Origin of the sequence: Pseudomonas alcaligenes, from assembly GCF_041729615.1 — a bacterium.
GTDB lineage: Bacteria > Pseudomonadota > Gammaproteobacteria > Pseudomonadales > Pseudomonadaceae > Aquipseudomonas > Aquipseudomonas alcaligenes_B.
The window spans coordinates 4,009,337-4,027,857 of the sequence record NZ_CP154874.1 but is presented as its reverse complement, the minus strand read 5'-3'; the positions used below and the strand labels follow the sequence as shown (position 1 = coordinate 4,027,857).

The following is an 18,521-nucleotide window of genomic DNA, read 5'->3' as shown; positions in this document are numbered from 1 at the left end:
GACCACAAGAGACCGAGCATGTCCCTTTCCGGCAAGACCCTGTTCATCACCGGTGCCAGCCGCGGCATCGGCCGCGAAATCGCCCTCAAGGCCGCCGCCGACGGCGCCAATATCGTGGTCGCGGCCAAGAGCGCCGAGGCCCACGCGAAACTGCCGGGCACCATCTACTCGGTGGCCGAGGAAATCGTCGCCGCCGGCGGCAAGGCCCTGCCCCTGCAGCTGGACGTGCGTGACGAAGAAGCCGTGAAAGCGGCCACGGCCCAGGCTGCCGAGCACTTCGGCGGCATCGATGCGCTGATCAACAACGCCGGCGCCATCCGCCTCAAGGGCGTCGAGCACCTGGAGCCCAAACGCTACGACCTGATGTTCCAGATCAACACTCGCGCCGTGATGGTCTGCAGCCAGGCGGCGCTGCCCTACCTGAAGAAGACCCAGGGCCATATCCTCAGCCTGTCGCCGCCGCTCAACCTCGATCCCAAGTGGTTCGCCAGCTACGGCCCCTACACCACCACCAAGTACGGCATGAGCATGCTGACCCTGGGGATGCACGAGGAATTCAGGAAGTACGGCATCAGCGTCAACGCGCTGTGGCCGAAGACGGTGATCGCCACCGCCGCCATCGAATTCGAGGCCGGCGGCCCCGCCGTGATGAAGGCCGCGCGCTGGCCTGCGATCATGGCCGATGCCGCCTGCGCCATCCTCAGCAGCAGCGAACGCAGCATCAGCGGCCGTCTGCTGATCGACGAGGAGATCCTGCGCGAACAGGGCCAGACGGACTTCGAGCAGTACCGCTACGACCCGGCCGGCAAGCTGATGACCGACCTGTTCGTCGACTGAGGCTCGACTCGGCAGGCACCAGCCACCACTCCGGGCTGGTGCCTGCCGGCGCCGCTCTCGGCGACGCAAGAGCTGGCGCCACGACGCACTAGTTGCGGAACTCGATCTGCAGCTCCGCCCCTTCCACCGAATCCCAGTAGTCATCCACCCGGTCATTGGTGATCAGTCGGCCGTTGAGCTGATAGGGACCGGGCTCGGCCGGTTTCTCCACGAACAACGGCGGCAACAGCGGCTCGCGCTCGGACTGTTCCAGCGGAGCCCCCAGCTCCAGGCGCTGTACCAGTTCATCCGGCAGGCGCAGATCAAGCTTGTCGGCTGGCAAGGGCTCGACCTTGGGTGCGGGCTCCTGTGCGGCCTTGGGCAGTACGCGAGCCGCCTCTGGCGCCTTGTCCGGTGGTGCGGGCGGTTGCTCCGGCTTGGCCTCGACGGTGCGCTCCACCTCGACTGGCTGAGCGGGCACCTTGGGTTGCTCCACGGCAGGAGCGGTAGGTTCTGGCGCCGGGGTCGGCTCGGGAGGCGCCGGCGCCTGGTCACAGGCCGCCAGCAAGGTGACGACCAGGCCCAGGGCTATCGGACGAATAAGTTTCATGATCAGCAGGTTTGCCTGAAGAATGCCTTCATGCTCGCCCCAGACCCGCGATCTGGCAAGCCGCAGGCTTTACCTCATGTTGCACCAGGCCTGCAGATGCCGGCGATCCAGACCTTGCCACTGTTCGGCACGCGCCAGTTCCGCGGCCGGCAGCCAGAGCTCGCCACAGGGCTGCAGCGCGACTGCGGACAGCGCCAGCAGCGCCTCCAGCGGCTGTCGGCAAGCCTGCCATTCGGAGGCGGAATCTTCATGTTCCCAGTCGGTGGGCAGGACCCGCCACTCGAGGCCATGGGCGTCGAAACGCTGGAAATGCGGCATGCAGCCGAGGTGTTGCTCGCCCTGGCGCAAGGTGCGTGCCTGCATATCGAGCAGCAGCAGGTACCAGAGGTCGGTGTCGGCCCGCTCGCTAGCCTGCATACGAGGCACATGGCGGGTCAGCGCCAGATAGCGGCCATCGGCCGACCAGATCAGCGCGGGGCCGACATCGGCCAGGCCCATCCCAGAGGCGGTGAGCAGACAGCCATCGCCGCGCGGGTGGCGCTCACGCGGGTAGCCGTCGCGATACTCGCTCTGCGCCCCGAACAGCCAGGCGGCATCCCGCCCACCGGGCGCCGGCAGGATGAAGTCACCGTCGGCATTGGCCACCTGCGGACGCTCCACCAGGCGCCAGCCCGGCAGCGCCTGCAGACCGCCCGCAGCGACGCGCAGCGCGTGGCGGCGCTGATACAGCCGCGAGTGCTCGTCTCGCTCGACGAAGCCTGCCGCCTGCTCGGCCGCCGGTGCTGCCTGGTGGTAACGATGCAGGGCCGTATCCCGCTCGTCGCGCCCCAGCCGACCGACGATGCAGGCCAGACTCAGCACGCCCGCACGGAAGTCCAGCAGTCCAGCAACCAGCGGACGCTGCGCGAACTCCAGCAGGACACGCCGCTGCAGGTCCGCGACGCAGAGCCTGTGCGGCACCGCCGGCGCCTCGGCAAACGCGATCAAGGCCAGGTAGCGACCACAGTCGGACACCCTATGATCGAGCAGCCACTCGCCCTCCAGCTGCCAGTCGCCGATTCGACAGGCATAGGCGCCCAGGCGACCATCGCGGCTGTCGCGCCGCCACTCGAAGCGCGGCGACTCGCCGCCCGTCATCGCCTCGCCGAGCACAGCGCCCTCGCCACGCACGCCCTTGGCCTCCAGCGGCAGGACGCGGGTCAACCCGGCGCCCTGCTGGTCACCGAGCAGCAGGCGTCCTTCTGGGTCATGACCAATGACGATTTCTACTTCACCGTAGTAATGCTGCAGCTGGTAACCGAAGCCCAGATGGTCGAGCTGCGCCGTCGCCAGGCGCCCCTGCAGATGCAGCTCCGTCTGGCTCAGCGCGCAGGGCTCGTCCCAGAGCAGCCCCGGTTCCGCCTCGGCGGCCATCCAGGGCTCGGGCAACTCGCGCCAGCCCTGCCCGGCCTGCCAGAGCCAGAGTGTCTTCGGCCAGGCGCGGCCGATACGGCAGACCAGGGCCTGGCCGTCGTCGCGCCACAGCGGCAGCTCGTCAGCCGCCAGCAGGAGGTCGCTGGGTTCGCCATCGATCTCCAGACGCAGTGCCGGGTAGCGCAGCGGCTGCAGCGGGTCCTCCAGCTCGCGCAGGGTTTCCGGCAGGTACGGCACGCCACGCAGGCGATGCGCCGCGGCCGGCGCAGGGAAATCGCGCCCGCCCAGCTCCACCGACCAGCCCGGCTCCAGCCACAGGTCACGCATCGCCACCAGGTCGACACCCTCGCTCTGCGCCAGCAGCTCGGCCAGCGGCATGCGATAACCCTGGTTGCCCACCAGCGGGCTGTGCCGACCGCCGATGGCCTCGTCGCTGAACTCGTCGATCTCCCAGAATTCGCCGATCTCGGCATTGCGGTACACGCGCCGCTGCTGGCGGTCGAGAATCAACAGGCCCCAGCGTTCGCGGCTTGGCAGCGGCGCGGCGAAGTAGCGGCCACTGGCGGAAAAGCGTACCGAGGCACCGAGGCCCTCCAGCAGTACGCCATCGGGGAACAGGTAGCTGCCGTAGGTCGGCCCGCCCATGGCGATCTCGCCCCAGGCGAAGGTGCGGATGGTCTCGCCTTCCGGCGTCTGCAGATCACCTCCACCCCAGGCGCTGGAGCCGCTCGACGTGGCGATTTCGGCTATTTGTGGCTTGGCCTTGGCCAGGCCGAGACGCTTCTCGTAGCTGGCCACCAGCGCCAGGCCGAACAACAGCAGCAGCGCGCAAAGCGGCAGTGCCCACCAGGCCGACAGCCAGGCGAACAGAGAGAAGCTCAGACCGATCACCGCAGCGGTCAGCAGCCAGCTCAGGACCGCAGCCACGCGGCGCCAGCCCAGCCGGGCGCACAGCCCGGTGAGCAGCGCGAAGGTTGCCACCAGCGCCAGCGCCGCCCAGGGCGCGAGAATGGCCACGGCGACAATGGGCAGCACCAGCTTGGCCAGCTCCCAGAGCAGCTTGATCACGAGCTTGCCCAGCGACTCTGCAGTCTCTTCCGGGGTTTCCATATTGGCCATGGCGCGGCTCCCTGCGCGGTTGAGGGCGGCATTCTACCGCCCAGCAGCATGCCTAGCGGGAACTGGCCGGCTTTTCTGCCTCGCGTTGCAGGCGCTTGAGCTCCGACTCCAGGTCACGCTGCGGGAACTCCTGTTTCAGCGCGGCCAGCAGCCTGTCCGCCTCGGCCTGTTTACCCTCGCGGCGCAGCTGCAGCAGAGTGCGCAAACGCAGCTCCAGTGGCGGCGCCTCAGGCACGGCGGAATGCCCCAGGGTTTCGGCCAACTGATCCTCATTAAGCGTCTCTTGCAGCACCTTGGGCGATGCCCCTGCCTGGAGCTTTTCTGGAGCCTCATTGCTTCTGGCTGCGGCCTGGGCCTTCTGCTTGAGCATGGCAGTCGGCTGAGCCTGATCACGGGCCACATCGGCCTCGACCGACCCTGCAGAATCAGCCAGCGCTCCAGCCGGCGCTGCGGCCTGCGGCGTGGGCGGCGCCATTGGCCTTGGCGCGGCGTTGGCCGCCGGCGAGACGGCGAAGGAAGCGCCCGAGCCGGTACTTGAGCGCTGCGCCTGTTCGGCCTTCTTGTACTCGGGTTCGGCGCTCTGCTTGCGCGCTTCCATGACCGGCGCCATTTCCTGCAGTGCCGGGGCAGAGGCTGGAGCCGGCGCATCGTAGGTTTGCGGCAACTGATCGCGGGTATGCAGCGCCAGGTTGAGGCCGATACCAACGACGGCCAGACCGGCCACGGCCACCGACCAGTGGGTGCGGCTGCCGGCGCCGAACAGCCAGGCATGCAGGCGCTGGACAGGATTCGGCCGGGGCGCCGGCGGGCTCACGGCCTGGCGCGCGGCATCGAGGATCAGCGCATCCACGGCGGCGGAAGGCTCGCCCTGGCTGTGCTGGCGGAAATGCTCCAGCAGCTCGCGCTCCTGCTGCAGATCGTGGGGTTGTTGGCTCATGCGGATACCTCCTCGGCCGAAGCCGGATCGGCCAGCAGCCGACGCAACTTGTTCAACGCATAACGCAGGCGGCTCTTCACAGTTTCCGCCGGGGTTCGGGTCAGTTCGGCGATCTCAGCCAGCTCCAGGTCGCCATGGGCGCGCAGCAGGAACACCTCGCGCTGCTCCTCGGGCAGGTCGGCCAGTGCCGCCTGCAGGCGCTCCTGGTCGCGGCTGAGCAGCAGCTGCTGCTCGGGACCAGGGCCCGGGTCTGCGCTGGCGTGCTGCGCCTCATCGTACTCAGCGAGCTTTCCCTGGTGGCGACCACTCTTGCGCCAGTGGTCGATCAGGCGATTGCGTGCGATCTGGTACAGCCAGGTCTTGAACAGCACCGCTTCGCGCTGCTCGCTGGCGCTGCGGATCAGGCTCATCCAGGTGTCCTGGAACACCTCCTCTGCCAGCGCATGGTCGCCGCACAGGCCAAGGAGGAAACGGAACAGGCCAAGGCGGTGACGCTCGTAAAGCTGGGTGAACGCGGCCGCCTCGCCGTTGCGATAACGCCGCAGCAGCGCGGCGTCATCGTCTCTCATGGGTTGGTTCAATTAGTCGGCCCTGACTTGAACGTTTTGCGGAGTTTGCAGGCTCTGCGCCAGTTCGACCAGCTGCACGAACTCGCCGCGCAGGCCGAACGGGTCCTCGCCCTTGGCGCCGCGTGCCAGCCTGGCGCTGTCGGCCAGGGAAAAGTCGCCGGTGTACTTGGCATCCCCGAGCTGCTGGGCGAAGGCGGCCACCGCGGCGGCGAAGCGCAGGTCTTCGCTGGCCTGGTTGATCGGCGTCGCCTGGCCCTTGCTGATCGGGCGCTCGACCAGCTGGCTGGCGCCACCCTCCGGCGCCTTGTAGCGCAGGCGCAGCCAGGCGATCTCGCCGGCTTTGCCCGGCTTTTCATTGGCCTGGGTATAGCGCAGCGGCTCCAGCCAGCCCTTGGCGCCCACCGGCACCACTTCGTACAGGGCCGTGACGGTATGCCCGGCGCCAATCTCGCCGGCGTCGACCTTGTCGTTGCTGAAGTCCTCGCGCTTCAGCGCGCGGTTCTCGTAGCCCAGCAGGCGGTATTCGCTGACCTCGGCCGGGTTGAACTCGACCTGGATCTTCACGTCCTTGGCCACCACGGCCAGGGTCGAACTGAGCTGGTCGACCAGCACCTTGCGCGCCTCGCGCAGGTTGTCGATGTAGGCGTAGTTGCCGTCACCGGCATCGGCCAGCTGCTCCATCAGCTGCTCGTTGTAGTTGTCGGTGCCGAAGCCAAGGGTGGTCAGCGAGACACCGGTCTTGCGCTTGTCGGCGGCCAGCTGCTTGAGCGTCTCGAAGTCGCTGATGCCGACGTTGAAGTCGCCGTCGGTGGCCAGCAGGATGCGGTTGATGCCGCCCTTGAGCATGCTCTTCTGCGCTTCCTGGTAGGCCAGCTGGATACCCGACTCGCCGGCGGTGGAGCCGCCCGCACTGAGCTGGTCGATGGCCGCGCGGATCTTGGCCTTGTCGCTACCGGCGGTGGATTCCAGCACCACGCTGGCATTGCCGGCATAGGTGACCAGGGCCACGCGGTCCTGCGGGCGCAGCTGATCGACCAGCAGCTTGAGCGTGCTCTGCACCATCGGCAGGCCCTCGCGACGGTCCATGGAGCCGGACACGTCGACCAGGAACACCAGGTTGGCCGGCGGCAGCTCGGCGGCACTCAGATCGGCAGCCTTGATCGCCACGCGCAGCAAGCGGGTCTCGGGGTTCCACGGCGTGGTCGCCAGCTCGGTGGCGACGCTGAACGGCACGTCGCCCTCGGGCTTGGGATAGGCGTAGGGGAAGTAGTTGACCAGCTCCTCCAGGCGCACTGCATCCTTGGGCGGCAGGCTGCCATCGTTGAGGAAGCGCCGCACGTTGGCGTAGGCGCCAGTATCGACGTCGATGCTGAAAGTCGATACCGGCTGCTGGGCCACGGCCTGCACCGGGCTGCTCTCGATCTTCTGGTACTGCTCGCGGTAGACGTCCTGGTAGCCGAAGGCAGCGCTGTCGGCCAGCGGCGCCGCCGGGGCGATCATCGGCATAAGCTGTGGCACAGCCTTGCGGGCTTCCATCGATCCCGCCGCGACCGAGGGCTGAGCATAGGAGGCGTTGGCATCCACCTCCTCGCGCAGCACTTCCTGCTTGGCCTCGGGCTCGGCCAGCTGTGGCGGCGCAGCACGGCTGGCCGAGTCATCGTGGGAGGCGCTGCAGGCGGCCAGGGCCAGCGCCAAGGTGGCGCCGAAGCCGGCGAGCAGGGGTTGGGGGGCGATGCTGGACATGGCGGGGTCTCCTCGGGCGAAAAGTCCATTCGCCCGGGTAGACGGAGCCGCCAGCCGTTTCGGGTTAAGCGTTTTCCTGGCAGAGCTGCTTGGCCAGGGCACCGAGAGTCATGATCGCCCGCTCGGACTCACGATTCCACGGCACGCCGCAGGTCAGCCGCAAGCAGTGGTTGAACTGCTCGGTGTTACTGAAGATCAGCCCCGGGGCGATGCTGATGCCCTGCTGCAGCGCACGCACATGCAGCTCCTGGGCGCTGACCTTGCCCGGCAGGCTGACCCAGAGGATGAAGCCACCATTGGGCCGGGTCATCTGCGTGCCTTCCGGGAAGTGCTGCTGCACCGCCAGCTGGTAGGCGGTCATGTTCTTGCGGTACTCCTGGCGGATGTGCCGCAGGTGGCGGTCGTAGCCGCCGTTCTCCAGGTAGGCAGCCACGCCCATCTGGGTCACGCTGCAGGCCGAATGGGTGCTGAAGGTCTGCAGCCGCTCCACCTCCTCCTGATAGCGCCCGGCGATGATCCAGCCGATGCGCACGCCCGGCGACAGGGTTTTGGAGAAGCTCGAGCAATACACCACCTGGTCGTCGCGATCGAAAGCCTTGAGCGCCTTGCTGCGGCCCGGCTCGAACAGCAGCTCGCCGTAGATGTCGTCCTCGATCACCCGGATGCCGTGGTCGGCAGTCAGGCGCAGCAGCTGCTTCTGGCGCTCCTCGGGGATGCTGCCACCGAGCGGGTTGGACAGCCGCGCGGTCAGCACCAGGGCCTTGATCGGCCACTGGTTGGCGGCCAGCTGCAGGGCCTCAAGGCTGAGCCCGGTGGTCGGGTCGCTGGGGATCTCGATGACTTTCAGACCCAGCACTTCGGCCAGTTGCAGCAGGCCGTAGTAGGTCGGCGACTCGGCGGCGATCAGGTCACCTGGCTGGGTCACGACCCGCAGGGCCATGTGGATGGCGTCCACGCAGCCGTGGGTGATCACCACCTCGGAAGGGTCGACCACCACGCCGGCGTCGCGCATGCGGATCGCCACCTGGCGCCGCAGCGGCTCGTAGCCGGGGCTGAACATGTAGCTGAAGGCGCGCGGGCTCTGGAAGCGGGTGACCTTGGCCAGTTGCTGGTGCAGCGAGCGCACCGGCAGGTAGTCCACGTGCGGAACGGCGGCGCCGAGGGGGAACACCCCTTCCTGGCGCGACTCGGTGAGCACCTGGCTGATGATGCTGCTGCGGGTGACCATGGACGGCCGCTCGACCCGCGCGATGTCCGGGGTCGGCGCGGTCAGGCCGGCGGTCTGGTGCACATAGAAGCCGGACTGCGGGCGGGCACGGATCAGGCCCATGTCCTCGAGATTGGCGTAGGCCTGCAGCACGGTGGCGTGGCTGACGCTGAGCTGCGAACTCATCTTGCGCACCGAAGGCACGCGCTCGCCCGGTTGGTAGACGCCACGACGGATATCCTCGGCCAGCTGCTGGGCGATACGCTGGTAAAGCAACAAACTGGTCATGAGGAAACTCCATTCGCGACTGAACCATAACAGTAGCGAAATACAGTTCAGTCTTGGCGATACAGTCAGGAAATATGCTAGCGGTACAGTTTCATCTGTTCCAGCTCAGAGTGAAATTTGCACCACTCACATCAGACTGTGACCCAACAAAAAACCCCGGGCCTGGGCTCCGGGGTTTTCGCTGCAGCGACGGCTGTGTCAGCGCTGGGCGCCGAGCTTGCCGGCCTCATCGGAGATCAGGATCTCCACCCGGCGATTTTGCGCACGCCCTTTGGCCGAGGCGTTCTCGGCCAATGGATGAGCCTCACCGTACCCCACCACCTCCAGGCGCCGCCCTTCGATGCCGAGGTCGGTCAGCAGATCGGCCACCGCCTGCGCGCGTGCGCGAGAGAGCTCGAGATTTTCCCGGGCATCGCCACGATTGTCGGTATAGCCCTCGATGCGCACCGTGCGCCGCGGGTTAATCTGCAGGAACTGCACCAGCTTGAGGATGGTGCGGTTGGCCGAAGCCTTGAGCTCGGTACGGCCGGCATCGAACAGCACGTCACCGAGGGTCATCACCAGGCCACGGTCGGTTTCGCTGGCGGCCAGGCTGACCACCTGCTCCTCCAGCCACTGGCCCTGCTGCTGGGCACTGAGCAGCTTGGCTTCGCGCAGCGCCAGCTGCAGGCGCTCGCGCTCGAGCTCGAGCTTGGCCAGACGCTCCTGGTTGAGGTTCAACTCGGCATGCTGCCGAGCAATCTGGCTGTAGCGCTGACTGAGGAAGGCGAAATGCTCGACATCCTGGCCGCTGCCCCAATAGCTGGACAGGCGCTCGGCACGGGCCAGCGTCTCACCGGCGCGGATCACGTCCTTGGGCGCGCTGCGCAGCACGTCGGTATCTTCCTTGACCGACAGGAAGCTCGCTTCGGCATCCGCTACAGCCTGGCGCCCCTGCTGGCTGGCGCATCCACCCAGCAGGGCGAGGGACAGCAGCATGGCGCCGCCCAGAGTGACCTTGACCATCACGGCATCTCCCCCAGTTGCTTGCGCAGGCGGGTGATCCGCGCATTCAGTTCGTCCAGCTGCTTCTGGCTCTTCAGGTTGAGTACCTTGGCCTCGGCCAGGCGGGCATCCAGTTCGGCCTGCTCGGCGAACATGCGGGCGCGCTTGTAGTCGGCCTCGCCCATGTTCTTCTCGGCACGCGCCAGTTTCTTCTCGGCCAGCTGCATTTCCTCGATCTGCTGGTCGGCACCGACGGCGCGGGCCTGCTGCACGGCCTGGGTAGTCAAGCGCATCTGCTCGTGCGGAGCCGGGTCGTTGGCACAGCCGGCCAGGGCCAGCAGCGCCAGGGCGAGAATAAGGGGTCGGTTCACTGAGGCACTTCCTGCTCTTGCGGGGGAACGTCGGCGGCTTGCAGCTGCTGGGCCTTCCAGCGCTCCAGGTTGCGCTGCAGAAGAGTTTCCGGCAGGCCGGCGGCGACCAATTCTGTCATCTTTTTCGCCAGCTGTCCGCGCAGCCAGGGATCGTTGCAGGCCGAGCTATGCGACAGGGTCAGGTACAGCCCTTCACTTGAGATCGGCGGCTCCAGGGTCTCCAGGCTGTCCAGCATGCCCTGGGTATTGGCCAGCGCCACGCCCGGGTAGCGTTCGTACAGCACGTAGTCGGTGCGTCCGAGCAACAGCTTCTGGAAGGCCTGGATCAGGCTAGGCACCTCCTCCAGGTTCAGATTGGCCTTGGCGAAGGCGTCAAACTGCTGGCCGAAGCTGTTATTCACCAGAGTGCCGCCGGTGCGTCCGCGCAGATCCTCCCAGCCGCTGTAGGGGAAGCCCTGTTCCTTGCGCACCCAGACCACGCTGGGCGTGACGAAGAAGGCCGGGTGTACGTAGTCCATGTGCTCCAGGCGTGGCAGGGTAAGGAAGGCGCCGGCCAGCAGGTCGACCCGGCCGGTGCGTACCTCGTCCTGGGCGCGCGACCAGGGCCCGGTGTGCAGGATCTCGATTTTCACGCCGAGCTGCTCGCCGATCAGGTTCAGCAGGTCGGCGTTGGCACCGATCAGGTGCTGCGGGCTCTGCGGATCTCGCCACAGGTAAGGTGGGTATTCCGGATTGCCGGTGGCCACCAGGCGCTCGCACTTGCCGACGGCGGCGGACAAGCCGGGCAACAGCAGCAGGGCCAGCAGTGGCAGGGCCTTCAACAGCAGCGTTTCTCGCATCTCATGCACCGCTCGAATGATCATGGCGACAGGTTCGCAACTCGCTCACGGAGCCGAACCGCTTCATGCTAGCGTAACCCGCACACCTAATAATAATTAGCGATAAGGAATCGCCATGAAAAAGTTCTTGCTCGGCCTCATCCTGCTGCTGGCCGCTACTGCGGGAGTGCTCTACCTCTCCCCCGGCGCACTGCTGGCCAGCGTGCAATTCGTCGAGCGGCAACTGGCGGGTCTCGAACCCCGCACGGTGCAGGTCGAGGGTCTGACCATACATTACTATGAAGGCGGCCCGGCAGAGGGCGAACCCCTGCTGATGCTGCATGGCTTCGGCGCCAACCGTGACAACTGGTTACGCTTCGCCCGCCACTTCAAGGACTACCGAGTGATCGCGCCGGACCTGCCGGGGTTCGGCGAAAGCAGCAAACCGGACATCAACTACGACGTCGCCAGCCAGACCGAGCGCCTGCATGCCTTTGCCAAGACACTGGGCCTCACCCGCCTGCACCTGATCGGCAACTCGATGGGCGGCCACATCGCCGCGCTCTATGCCGCCCGCCATCCCGAACAGATCCTGAGCGTCGCCTTGCTGGACAACGCCGGCGTCACCTCGCCATGCAAGAGCGAGATGTTCGAAATGATCGAGCGCGGCCAGCCCAATCCGCTGGTGGTACGCCAGGCCGAGGACTTCGATGCGCTGATGCGTTTCGTCTTCGTCAACCCGCCGCCCCTGCCGGAGTCGCTCAAGCGCCACTTCGCCGAGCAGTCCATGGCCAACCAGGTGCACTACGACAAGATCTTCGCCCAGTTGCGCGAGCGCTATGTACCCCTGGAACCTGAGCTACCGAAGATTCAGGTACCGACGCTGCTGCTGTGGGGCGAGCAGGACCGCGTGCTGGATGTTTCCAGCATCGAGGTGATGAAGCCGCTGCTGAAGCAACCGAGCGTGGTGATCATGCCAGACTGCGGCCATGCACCGATGATCGAGCGCCCCGAGGAGACGGCCCGGCACTACCAGGCGTTCCTCGAAAGCCTGAAATAGCTGCCCCCGGAAAGCAAAAAACCCGCTCATCGAGCGGGTTTTTTTGTTGGGTCGGGAAACCGGATCAGACCAGTTTCTCGAGCTCCGGTACGGCTTCGAACAGGTCAGCCACCAGGCCGTAGTCAGCCACCTGGAAGATCGGGGCTTCTTCGTCCTTGTTGATGGCGACGATGACCTTGGAGTCCTTCATACCGGCCAGGTGCTGGATGGCACCGGAGATGCCGACCGCGATGTACAGCTGCGGCGCGACGATCTTGCCGGTCTGGCCGACCTGCATGTCGTTCGGCACGAAGCCGGCGTCGACGGCGGCACGCGAGGCGCCAACGGCAGCGCCCAGCTTGTCGGCCAGGGCGTACAGGTGCTTGAAGTTGTCACCGTTGCCCATGCCACGGCCGCCGGATACGACGATCTTGGCAGCGGTCAGTTCCGGACGGTCGGACTTGGCCAGCTCTTCGCCGACGAAGGACGACTTGCCGGCGTCGCCGCCAGCAGCCACGGCTTCGATGGCAGCGGAACCGCCTTCGGCAGCAGCGGCGTCGAAGCCGGTGCCACGCACTGTGATCACTTTCACGGCAGCCGAGGACTGCACGGTAGCGATGGCGTTACCGGCATAGATCGGGCGCTTGAAGGTGTCGGCGCTTTCAACGGCGATGATCTCGGAGATCTGGTCGACATCCAGGGCAGCGGCGACGCGCGGCAGGATGTTCTTGCCGTTGCTGGTGGCGGCAGCAAGGATGTGGCTGTAGCCCTTGCCCAGTTCGGCGACCAGCGGAGCGACGTTTTCCGGCAGCTGGTTGGCGAAGGCAGCGTTGTCGGCGACCAGTACCTTGCTCACGCCAGCGATTTTGGCAGCGGCTTCGGCAGCGGCACCGGCGTTGGCGCCAGCGACCAGAACGTGAATGTCACCACCGATTTTCTGAGCGGCGGCCACGGTGTTCAGGGTGGCAGCGGCCAGAGCGGCGTTAGTGTGTTCAGCAACAACCAAGATAGTCATTTAGATTACCTTCGCCTCGTTCTTCAGTTTCTCGACCAGTTCAGCCACGGACTTGACCTTGATGCCGGCGCTGCGGGCAGCCGGAGCTTCGACTTTCAGGGTCTTTACGGTGGAGGTGGTGGAAACGCCCAGGGCGTCCGGAGTCACCACGTCCAGCGGCTTCTTCTTGGCTTTCATGATGTTCGGCAGCGACGCGTAGCGCGGCTCGTTCAGGCGCAGGTCGGTGGTGACGATCGCCGGCAGGGCCAGGGCGACGGTCTGCAGGCCGCCGTCGATTTCGCGGGTCACGTTGACCTTGTCGCCAGCCACTTCAACCTTGGAGGCGAAGGTACCCTGGGCGAAGCCGGTCAGGGCGCCCAGCATCTGGCCGGTCTGGTTGTTGTCGCTGTCGATGGCTTGCTTGCCCATAATGACCAGTTGCGGCTGCTCCTTGTCGACCACGGCTTTCAGCAGCTTGGCCACGGCCAGGGAGTTCAGCTCTTCGTTGGTCTCGACCAGGATGGAACGGTCAGCACCCAGGGCCAGGGCGGTGCGCAGTTGTTCCTGAGCGGCGTTCGGGCCGATGGTGACGACGACGATCTCACTAGCGACGCCCTTCTCTTTCAGGCGAACGGCCTCTTCGACGGCGATTTCGCAGAAGGGGTTCATCGACATCTTGACGTTGGCGAGGTCGACGCCGGAGTTGTCCGCTTTGACGCGAACCTTGACGTTGTAGTCGACCACTCGTTTGACAGCTACAAGAACCTTCATGGATTCCTCGTTACTCTCCGGTGAATAAGAATGTCGCCAAGGCGAGCCTGGCCGGTGATGCTAGTCGGCCGGAACCGACGGTCAGCCCATACGGCGAACGCAAAACCGACCGTATCTTGACCGGAACGCCTTTTTCGGTCAACACGAAAAACCGCCCTTTTATCTGGCGCCAGCCCTTGCGCTATCAGGCTTTGAGAAAATTCAAACAAACGTTTGTATTGGACGCCGAAGGGCCTGTATATATAATGCCCAGCGCGCAGGCCAGAGAAAGCCTAGCCAAGCCAGATCAACAACACCGAAGAAGCCTTGAGTAGGAGATTCTCTGTGGAACGCGAATTTATGGAATTCGACGTCGTCATCGTCGGCGCCGGCCCCTCCGGCCTGTCCGCCGCCTGCCGACTGAAGCAGAAGGCCGCTGAAGCCGGCAAAGAAATCAGCGTCTGCGTGGTCGAGAAGGGTTCCGAAGTCGGCGCTCACATCCTCTCCGGTGCGGTCTTCGAGCCGCGCGCCCTGAACGAACTGTTCCCCAACTGGAAGGAACTGGGCGCCCCGCTGAACACCGAAGTCAAGCGCGACGACATCTACCTGCTGAAGAGCGCCGACAAGGCTGCCAAGGTACCGAACTTCTTTGTGCCCAAGACCATGCACAACGAAGGCAACTACATCATCTCCCTGGGCAACCTGTGCCGCTGGCTGGCCCAGCAGGCCGAAGCCCTGGGCGTCGAGATCTACCCGGGCTTCGCCGCCCAGGAAGCCCTGATCGACGAGAACGGCGTGGTGCGCGGCATCATCACCGGCGACCTCGGTGTGGACCGCGAAGGCCACCCGAAGGAAGGTTACTACACCCCGGGCATGGAACTGCGCGGCAAGTACACCCTGTTCGCCGAAGGCTGCCGTGGCCACATCGGCAAGCAGCTGATCAAGAAGTTCAACCTCGACTCCGAAGCCGACGCCCAGCACTACGGCATCGGCATCAAGGAAATCTGGGACATCGACCCGGCCAAGCACGAGCAGGGCCTGGTGGTGCACACCGCCGGCTGGCCGCTGTCCGACGAGAACCCGGGCGGCTCCTTCCTCTATCACCTGGAAAACAACCAGGTGGTGGTCGGCCTGATTGTCGACCTGTCCTACTCCAACCCCTTCCTGTCGCCGTTCGACGAGTTCCAGCGCTACAAGCATCACCCGGTGATCGCCAAGTACCTGGAAGGCGGCAAGCGTGTGGCCTACGGTGCTCGCGCCATCTGCAAGGGCGGCCTGAACTCGCTGCCGAAGATGGTCTTCCCGGGCGGCGCCCTGATCGGCTGCGACCTCGGCACCCTGAACTTCGCCAAGATCAAGGGCAGCCACACCGCCATGAAGTCCGGCATGCTGGCCGCCGAGGCCGTGGCCGACGTGCTGCTGGCCGACGGCCAGGGCGGCGACCTGCTCAATGGCTATGTCGACGACTTCAAGGCCAGCTGGCTGTACGACGAGCTGTTCCGCAGCCGCAACTTCGGTGCAGCCATCCACAAGTTCGGCGCCATCGCCGGCGGTGCGTTCAACTTCATCGACCAGAACATCTTCGGCGGTAAGATTCCGGTCACCCTGCACGACAACAAGCCGGACTACGCCTGCCTCAAGCCGGCGGCCGAGTGCCAGCGCATCGAATACCCGAAACCGGACGGCAAGCTGAGCTTCGACAAACTCTCCTCGGTGTTCCTCTCCAACACCAACCACGAGGAAGAGCAGCCCTGCCACCTGAAGCTGACCGACGCCAGCATCCCGCTGTCCGTCAACCTGCCGAAGTTCGACGAGCCGGCACAGCGCTACTGCCCGGCCGGCGTGTACGAAGTGGTGACTCAGGAAGACGGCGAGAAGCGCTTCCAGATCAACGCGCAGAACTGCGTACACTGCAAGACCTGCGATATCAAGGACCCGTCCCAGAACATCACCTGGGTGGCTCCGGAAGGCACCGGCGGCCCGAACTACCCCAACATGTAATTCGAGCCCCATTGAAAAAGCCGCCGCAAGGCGGCTTTTTCATGCCTGCGATTCGCCGACGAAGGCCCGCTGCAAGGCGGCGATATCCAGCTTCTTCATCTGCAGCATGGCTTGGGTCGCCCGCTGCACCGCTGCCTGATCCTCGGCCAGCAGCATCTCCAGCAGCACTTCGGGCACCACCTGCCAGGACAGCCATAGCGATCCTTCAACCAGCCACACTGCTGCGCCTGCGGCGCCCCGCCTTCACCCAGCCGGCCCCAGTAGTGATCGACCCTCGGCCTGATCGCCACACAGCACCTGCAGGGAGACGGCCTCGTTGAAGCGGAATGCCGGCCCGCTATTGAGCACCGTGAAGGGCTGACCATGCAGCTCGAAGGCCCCCTCCTCCCTACCCGAGAATAGACGGCAGGCAATGAAAAAGGGCTCCCGAGGGAGCCCTTGCACCAGCCGCGATAGCGATCAGTGGGCGAACAGCGAACCACCCTGCTTGCCGGCCAGCTTCTCCGGCTTGATCAGGAAGCGCGCCAGAGCCGGCAGCAGCCACAGCGCACCAAACATGTTCCACAGCAGCATGAAGGTCAGCATCAGCCCCATGTCAGCCTGGAACTTGATCGCCGAGAATATCCAGGTGACCACGCCGATGGCCAGGCACAGACCGGTGAACAGTACGGCCTTACCGGTGGAGCGCAGGGTCTGGTAGTAGGCCTCCTGCAGCGGTAGGCCGGCGCGCAGGAAGCTTTCCATGCGGCTGTAGATGTAGATGCCGTAGTCCACGCCGATGCCCACGCCGAGCGCGATCACCGGCAGGGTCGCCACCTTCACGCCGATCCCCAGCCAGGCCATCAGGGCGTTGCCGAGGATGGAGGTGAGGATCAGCGGCAGGATGATGCACAGCATCGCACCGAAGGAGCGGAAGGTGATCAGGCACATCAGCGCCACGCAGATGTACACCAGCACCAGGATCTTCAGCTCGGAAGTGGCGATCACCTCGTTGGTGGCCGCTTCGATGCCGGCGTTACCGGCCGCCAGGATGAACTCCAGGCCTTCCTTGTTGTTCTCCGCGGCGAACTCCTGCACCACCGCGACGGCACGCTTCAGGGTCGCGGCCTTGTGGTCGTTGAGGAACACCAGTACCGGCGCCAGCGAGCAGTCGGCGTTGTACAGGCCGTCGGCACGGGCGATGGAGTTGTTGAGGATGTCCGGGTTGCGCGACAGGGTCTCCCACTTGAGGCTGCCCTCGTTCATCCCCTTGATCACCTGCTTGGACACGCTGACCATGGAAATGGCCGATTGCACGCCCTCGGTGTTCTCCAGGCGCCACATCAGCTGATCCATCGGCGCCAGGGTCTCGTAGGTCGAGCAACCCTCGTTCGGCGTCTTGACCATCACCACCAGCACGTCAGAACTGGTCGAGTAGTTGCTGATGATGAAATCGTTGTCCTTGTTGTAGCGCGAGTCCGGACGCAGTTCCGGCGCGCCCTGGTCGAGGTCGCCGATCTGCAGGTGCTCCTTCTGGTACCAGAAGGCCGCCACGCCGGCCGACAGGGCAATGACCACGGAGATCGGTGCCACCACCGGGTGGGCGAAGTTGGACAGCAGGCGCCAGAACGGCTGCTCGCGACCGGCCTCGCGCTTGCTGCGCTCGACGGCCTTCTTGCTGATGCCGATATAGGAAATCGCCACCGGTAGCAGGATCAGGTTGGTGAACACGATCACCGCCACACCAATGGAGGCGCCGATGGCCAGCTCGCGGATCACGCCGATGTCGATCACCAGCAGGGTGATGAAGCCGACCGCGTCCACCAGGATGGCGATCATGCCCGGCAGGAACAGCTGGCGGAAGGTCCGCCGGGCCGCGGTCAGGGCATTGTCGGCGTCGCTCGACTGCAGGGCGATACCGTTGATCTTCTGCACCCCGTGGGAGATGCCGATGGCGAAGATCAGGAACGGCACCAGCATCGAGTAGGGATCGAGACCGAAGCCGGCCAGGTTCATCAGGCCCAGCTGCCAGACCACCGCGATCAGGGTGGTGGAGACCACCGAGATGGTCGAGCGGATGCACCAGCTGAACCAGTACAGCAGCACCAGGGTAATGGCCAGGGCGATACCGAAGAAGGCCACCACCATGATCAGGCCGTCGATCAGGTCACCGACCTTCTTGGCGAAACCGACGATGTGCACCTGCACATTGGGGTTCTGCGCCTGGTACTTCTCGCGGATTTTCTCTTCCAGCTCATGGGAGAACTGGCGATAGTCCAGCTTGAGCAGCTTGCTCTGATCGTTCGGGTCCGGGTACTGCTCGAGCAGGGGCACATCGACGATGCTCGACTTGAAGTTGTTGGCCACCAGGCGACCGACCTGGCCGGACTTGAGGACGTTGCTGCGCAGCTCCTGCAGGCTCTGCTCGGAGCCATCGTAGGTCTGCGGGATCACCTCGCCACCGTCGAAACCTTCCTCGGTCACTTCGGTCCAGCGCACGGCCGGGCTCCACAGCGACTTCAGGCCGGAACGGTCGACACCGGCGATGTAGAACACCTCGTCATGGATCTGGCGCAGGGTCTCCATGTATTCCTTGGAGAAGATGTCGCCATCCTTCGCCTCCACGGAGATACGCACGGTGTTGCCCAGGTTGGCCAGGTCGTTGCGGTGCTCGAGCATCTTCTGGATGAAGGGATGCTCCAGCGGAATCATCTTCTCGAAACTGGTCGAGGGACGAATATGCGAGGCCTGCCACAGCAGCAGCAGGGTGATCAGCGCGCAGAGGGCGATGACGATCGGCCGGTTGTTGAAAATCAGGCGCTCGAGGAAAGTCGCCTTGTCCTGGTGATGGCTGCTCATGGAACTCATATGCTCATACGCCCC

15 protein-coding genes and 1 pseudogene are annotated in these 18,521 nt (G+C 65.3%); 3 read left to right on the top strand and 13 right to left on the bottom strand.

Going from position 1 to position 18,521, the window contains the following annotated elements:
• Positions 1-18 precede the first annotated feature (18 nt).
• Positions 19-837: an SDR family oxidoreductase gene (locus tag AAG092_RS19510; protein WP_373387967.1), complete on the top strand. Its 819-nt coding sequence runs from the start codon at positions 19-21 to the stop codon at positions 835-837.
• Between the two features lie 88 nt (positions 838-925).
• Here AAG092_RS19510 and AAG092_RS19505 read toward each other — a convergent pair whose 3' ends face one another.
• The 9 genes from AAG092_RS19505 to AAG092_RS19465 all read right to left on the bottom strand — a co-directional run bounded on the left by AAG092_RS19505 (position 926) and on the right by AAG092_RS19465 (position 10,896).
• The gene (locus AAG092_RS19505) at positions 926-1,426 is read right to left on the bottom strand and encodes a hypothetical protein (protein ID WP_373387966.1); all 501 of its coding nucleotides are present in this window, start codon (positions 1,424-1,426) and stop codon (positions 926-928) included.
• 69 nt (positions 1,427-1,495) lie between these two features.
• Complete coding sequence (locus tag AAG092_RS19500; protein WP_373387965.1) at positions 1,496-3,958, bottom strand: hypothetical protein; 2,463 nt, start codon at positions 3,956-3,958, stop codon at positions 1,496-1,498.
• Between the two features lie 52 nt (positions 3,959-4,010).
• Positions 4,011-4,895 carry a hypothetical protein gene (locus tag AAG092_RS19495; RefSeq protein ID WP_373387964.1) on the bottom strand — a complete coding sequence of 295 codons (885 nt, stop codon included), beginning with the start codon at positions 4,893-4,895 and terminating at the stop codon, positions 4,011-4,013.
• Entirely contained in the window at positions 4,892-5,476 is a 585-nt protein-coding gene (locus AAG092_RS19490; RefSeq protein WP_061904014.1) for an RNA polymerase sigma factor, read from the bottom strand. The genes AAG092_RS19495 and AAG092_RS19490 overlap by 4 nt, the downstream gene beginning before the upstream one ends.
• Complete coding sequence (locus AAG092_RS19485; protein ID WP_373387963.1) at positions 5,477-7,207, bottom strand: von Willebrand factor type A domain-containing protein; 1,731 nt, start codon at positions 7,205-7,207, stop codon at positions 5,477-5,479.
• A 64-nt stretch (positions 7,208-7,271) separates the two neighbouring features.
• Entirely contained in the window at positions 7,272-8,702 is a 1,431-nt protein-coding gene (locus tag AAG092_RS19480) for a PLP-dependent aminotransferase family protein (RefSeq protein ID WP_373387962.1), read from the bottom strand.
• A 198-nt stretch (positions 8,703-8,900) separates the two neighbouring features.
• A complete protein-coding gene (locus tag AAG092_RS19475) occupies positions 8,901-9,707 on the bottom strand; it encodes an OmpA family protein (protein WP_373387961.1) in 807 nt (268 codons plus the stop codon).
• Positions 9,707-10,057 carry a DUF4398 domain-containing protein gene (locus tag AAG092_RS19470; protein WP_110682031.1) on the bottom strand — a complete coding sequence of 117 codons (351 nt, stop codon included), beginning with the start codon at positions 10,055-10,057 and terminating at the stop codon, positions 9,707-9,709. The genes AAG092_RS19475 and AAG092_RS19470 overlap by 1 nt, the downstream gene beginning before the upstream one ends.
• Positions 10,054-10,896, bottom strand: a complete 843-nt coding sequence (locus AAG092_RS19465; protein ID WP_373387960.1) for a substrate-binding periplasmic protein — start codon at positions 10,894-10,896, stop codon at positions 10,054-10,056. Before AAG092_RS19465 ends, AAG092_RS19470 begins: the two co-directional genes overlap by 4 nt.
• A gap of 115 nt (positions 10,897-11,011) precedes the next feature.
• Between AAG092_RS19465 and AAG092_RS19460 the strand changes: the two genes are divergently transcribed.
• Complete coding sequence (locus AAG092_RS19460) at positions 11,012-11,935, top strand: alpha/beta fold hydrolase (RefSeq protein WP_373387959.1); 924 nt, start codon at positions 11,012-11,014, stop codon at positions 11,933-11,935.
• Positions 11,936-11,999: 64 nt separating this feature from the next.
• Here AAG092_RS19460 and AAG092_RS19455 read toward each other — a convergent pair whose 3' ends face one another.
• Complete coding sequence (locus tag AAG092_RS19455; RefSeq protein WP_021699683.1) at positions 12,000-12,929, bottom strand: electron transfer flavoprotein subunit alpha/FixB family protein; 930 nt, start codon at positions 12,927-12,929, stop codon at positions 12,000-12,002.
• The gene (locus AAG092_RS19450) at positions 12,930-13,679 is read right to left on the bottom strand and encodes an electron transfer flavoprotein subunit beta/FixA family protein (protein WP_021699684.1); all 750 of its coding nucleotides are present in this window, start codon (positions 13,677-13,679) and stop codon (positions 12,930-12,932) included.
• A gap of 306 nt (positions 13,680-13,985) precedes the next feature.
• Between AAG092_RS19450 and AAG092_RS19445 the strand changes: the two genes are divergently transcribed.
• Positions 13,986-15,659: an electron transfer flavoprotein-ubiquinone oxidoreductase gene (locus AAG092_RS19445; protein ID WP_110682034.1), complete on the top strand. Its 1,674-nt coding sequence runs from the start codon at positions 13,986-13,988 to the stop codon at positions 15,657-15,659.
• Positions 15,660-15,698: 39 nt separating this feature from the next.
• Here AAG092_RS19445 and AAG092_RS19440 read toward each other — a convergent pair.
• Positions 15,699-16,058, bottom strand: a pseudogene (locus AAG092_RS19440) (VOC family protein); the annotation flags it as partial.
• 60 nt (positions 16,059-16,118) lie between these two features.
• On the bottom strand, positions 16,119-18,506 hold the full coding sequence (locus AAG092_RS19435; protein ID WP_181418754.1) for an RND family transporter: 2,388 nt from the start codon (positions 18,504-18,506) through the stop codon (positions 16,119-16,121).
• Between the last annotated feature and the right edge of the window lie 15 nt (positions 18,507-18,521).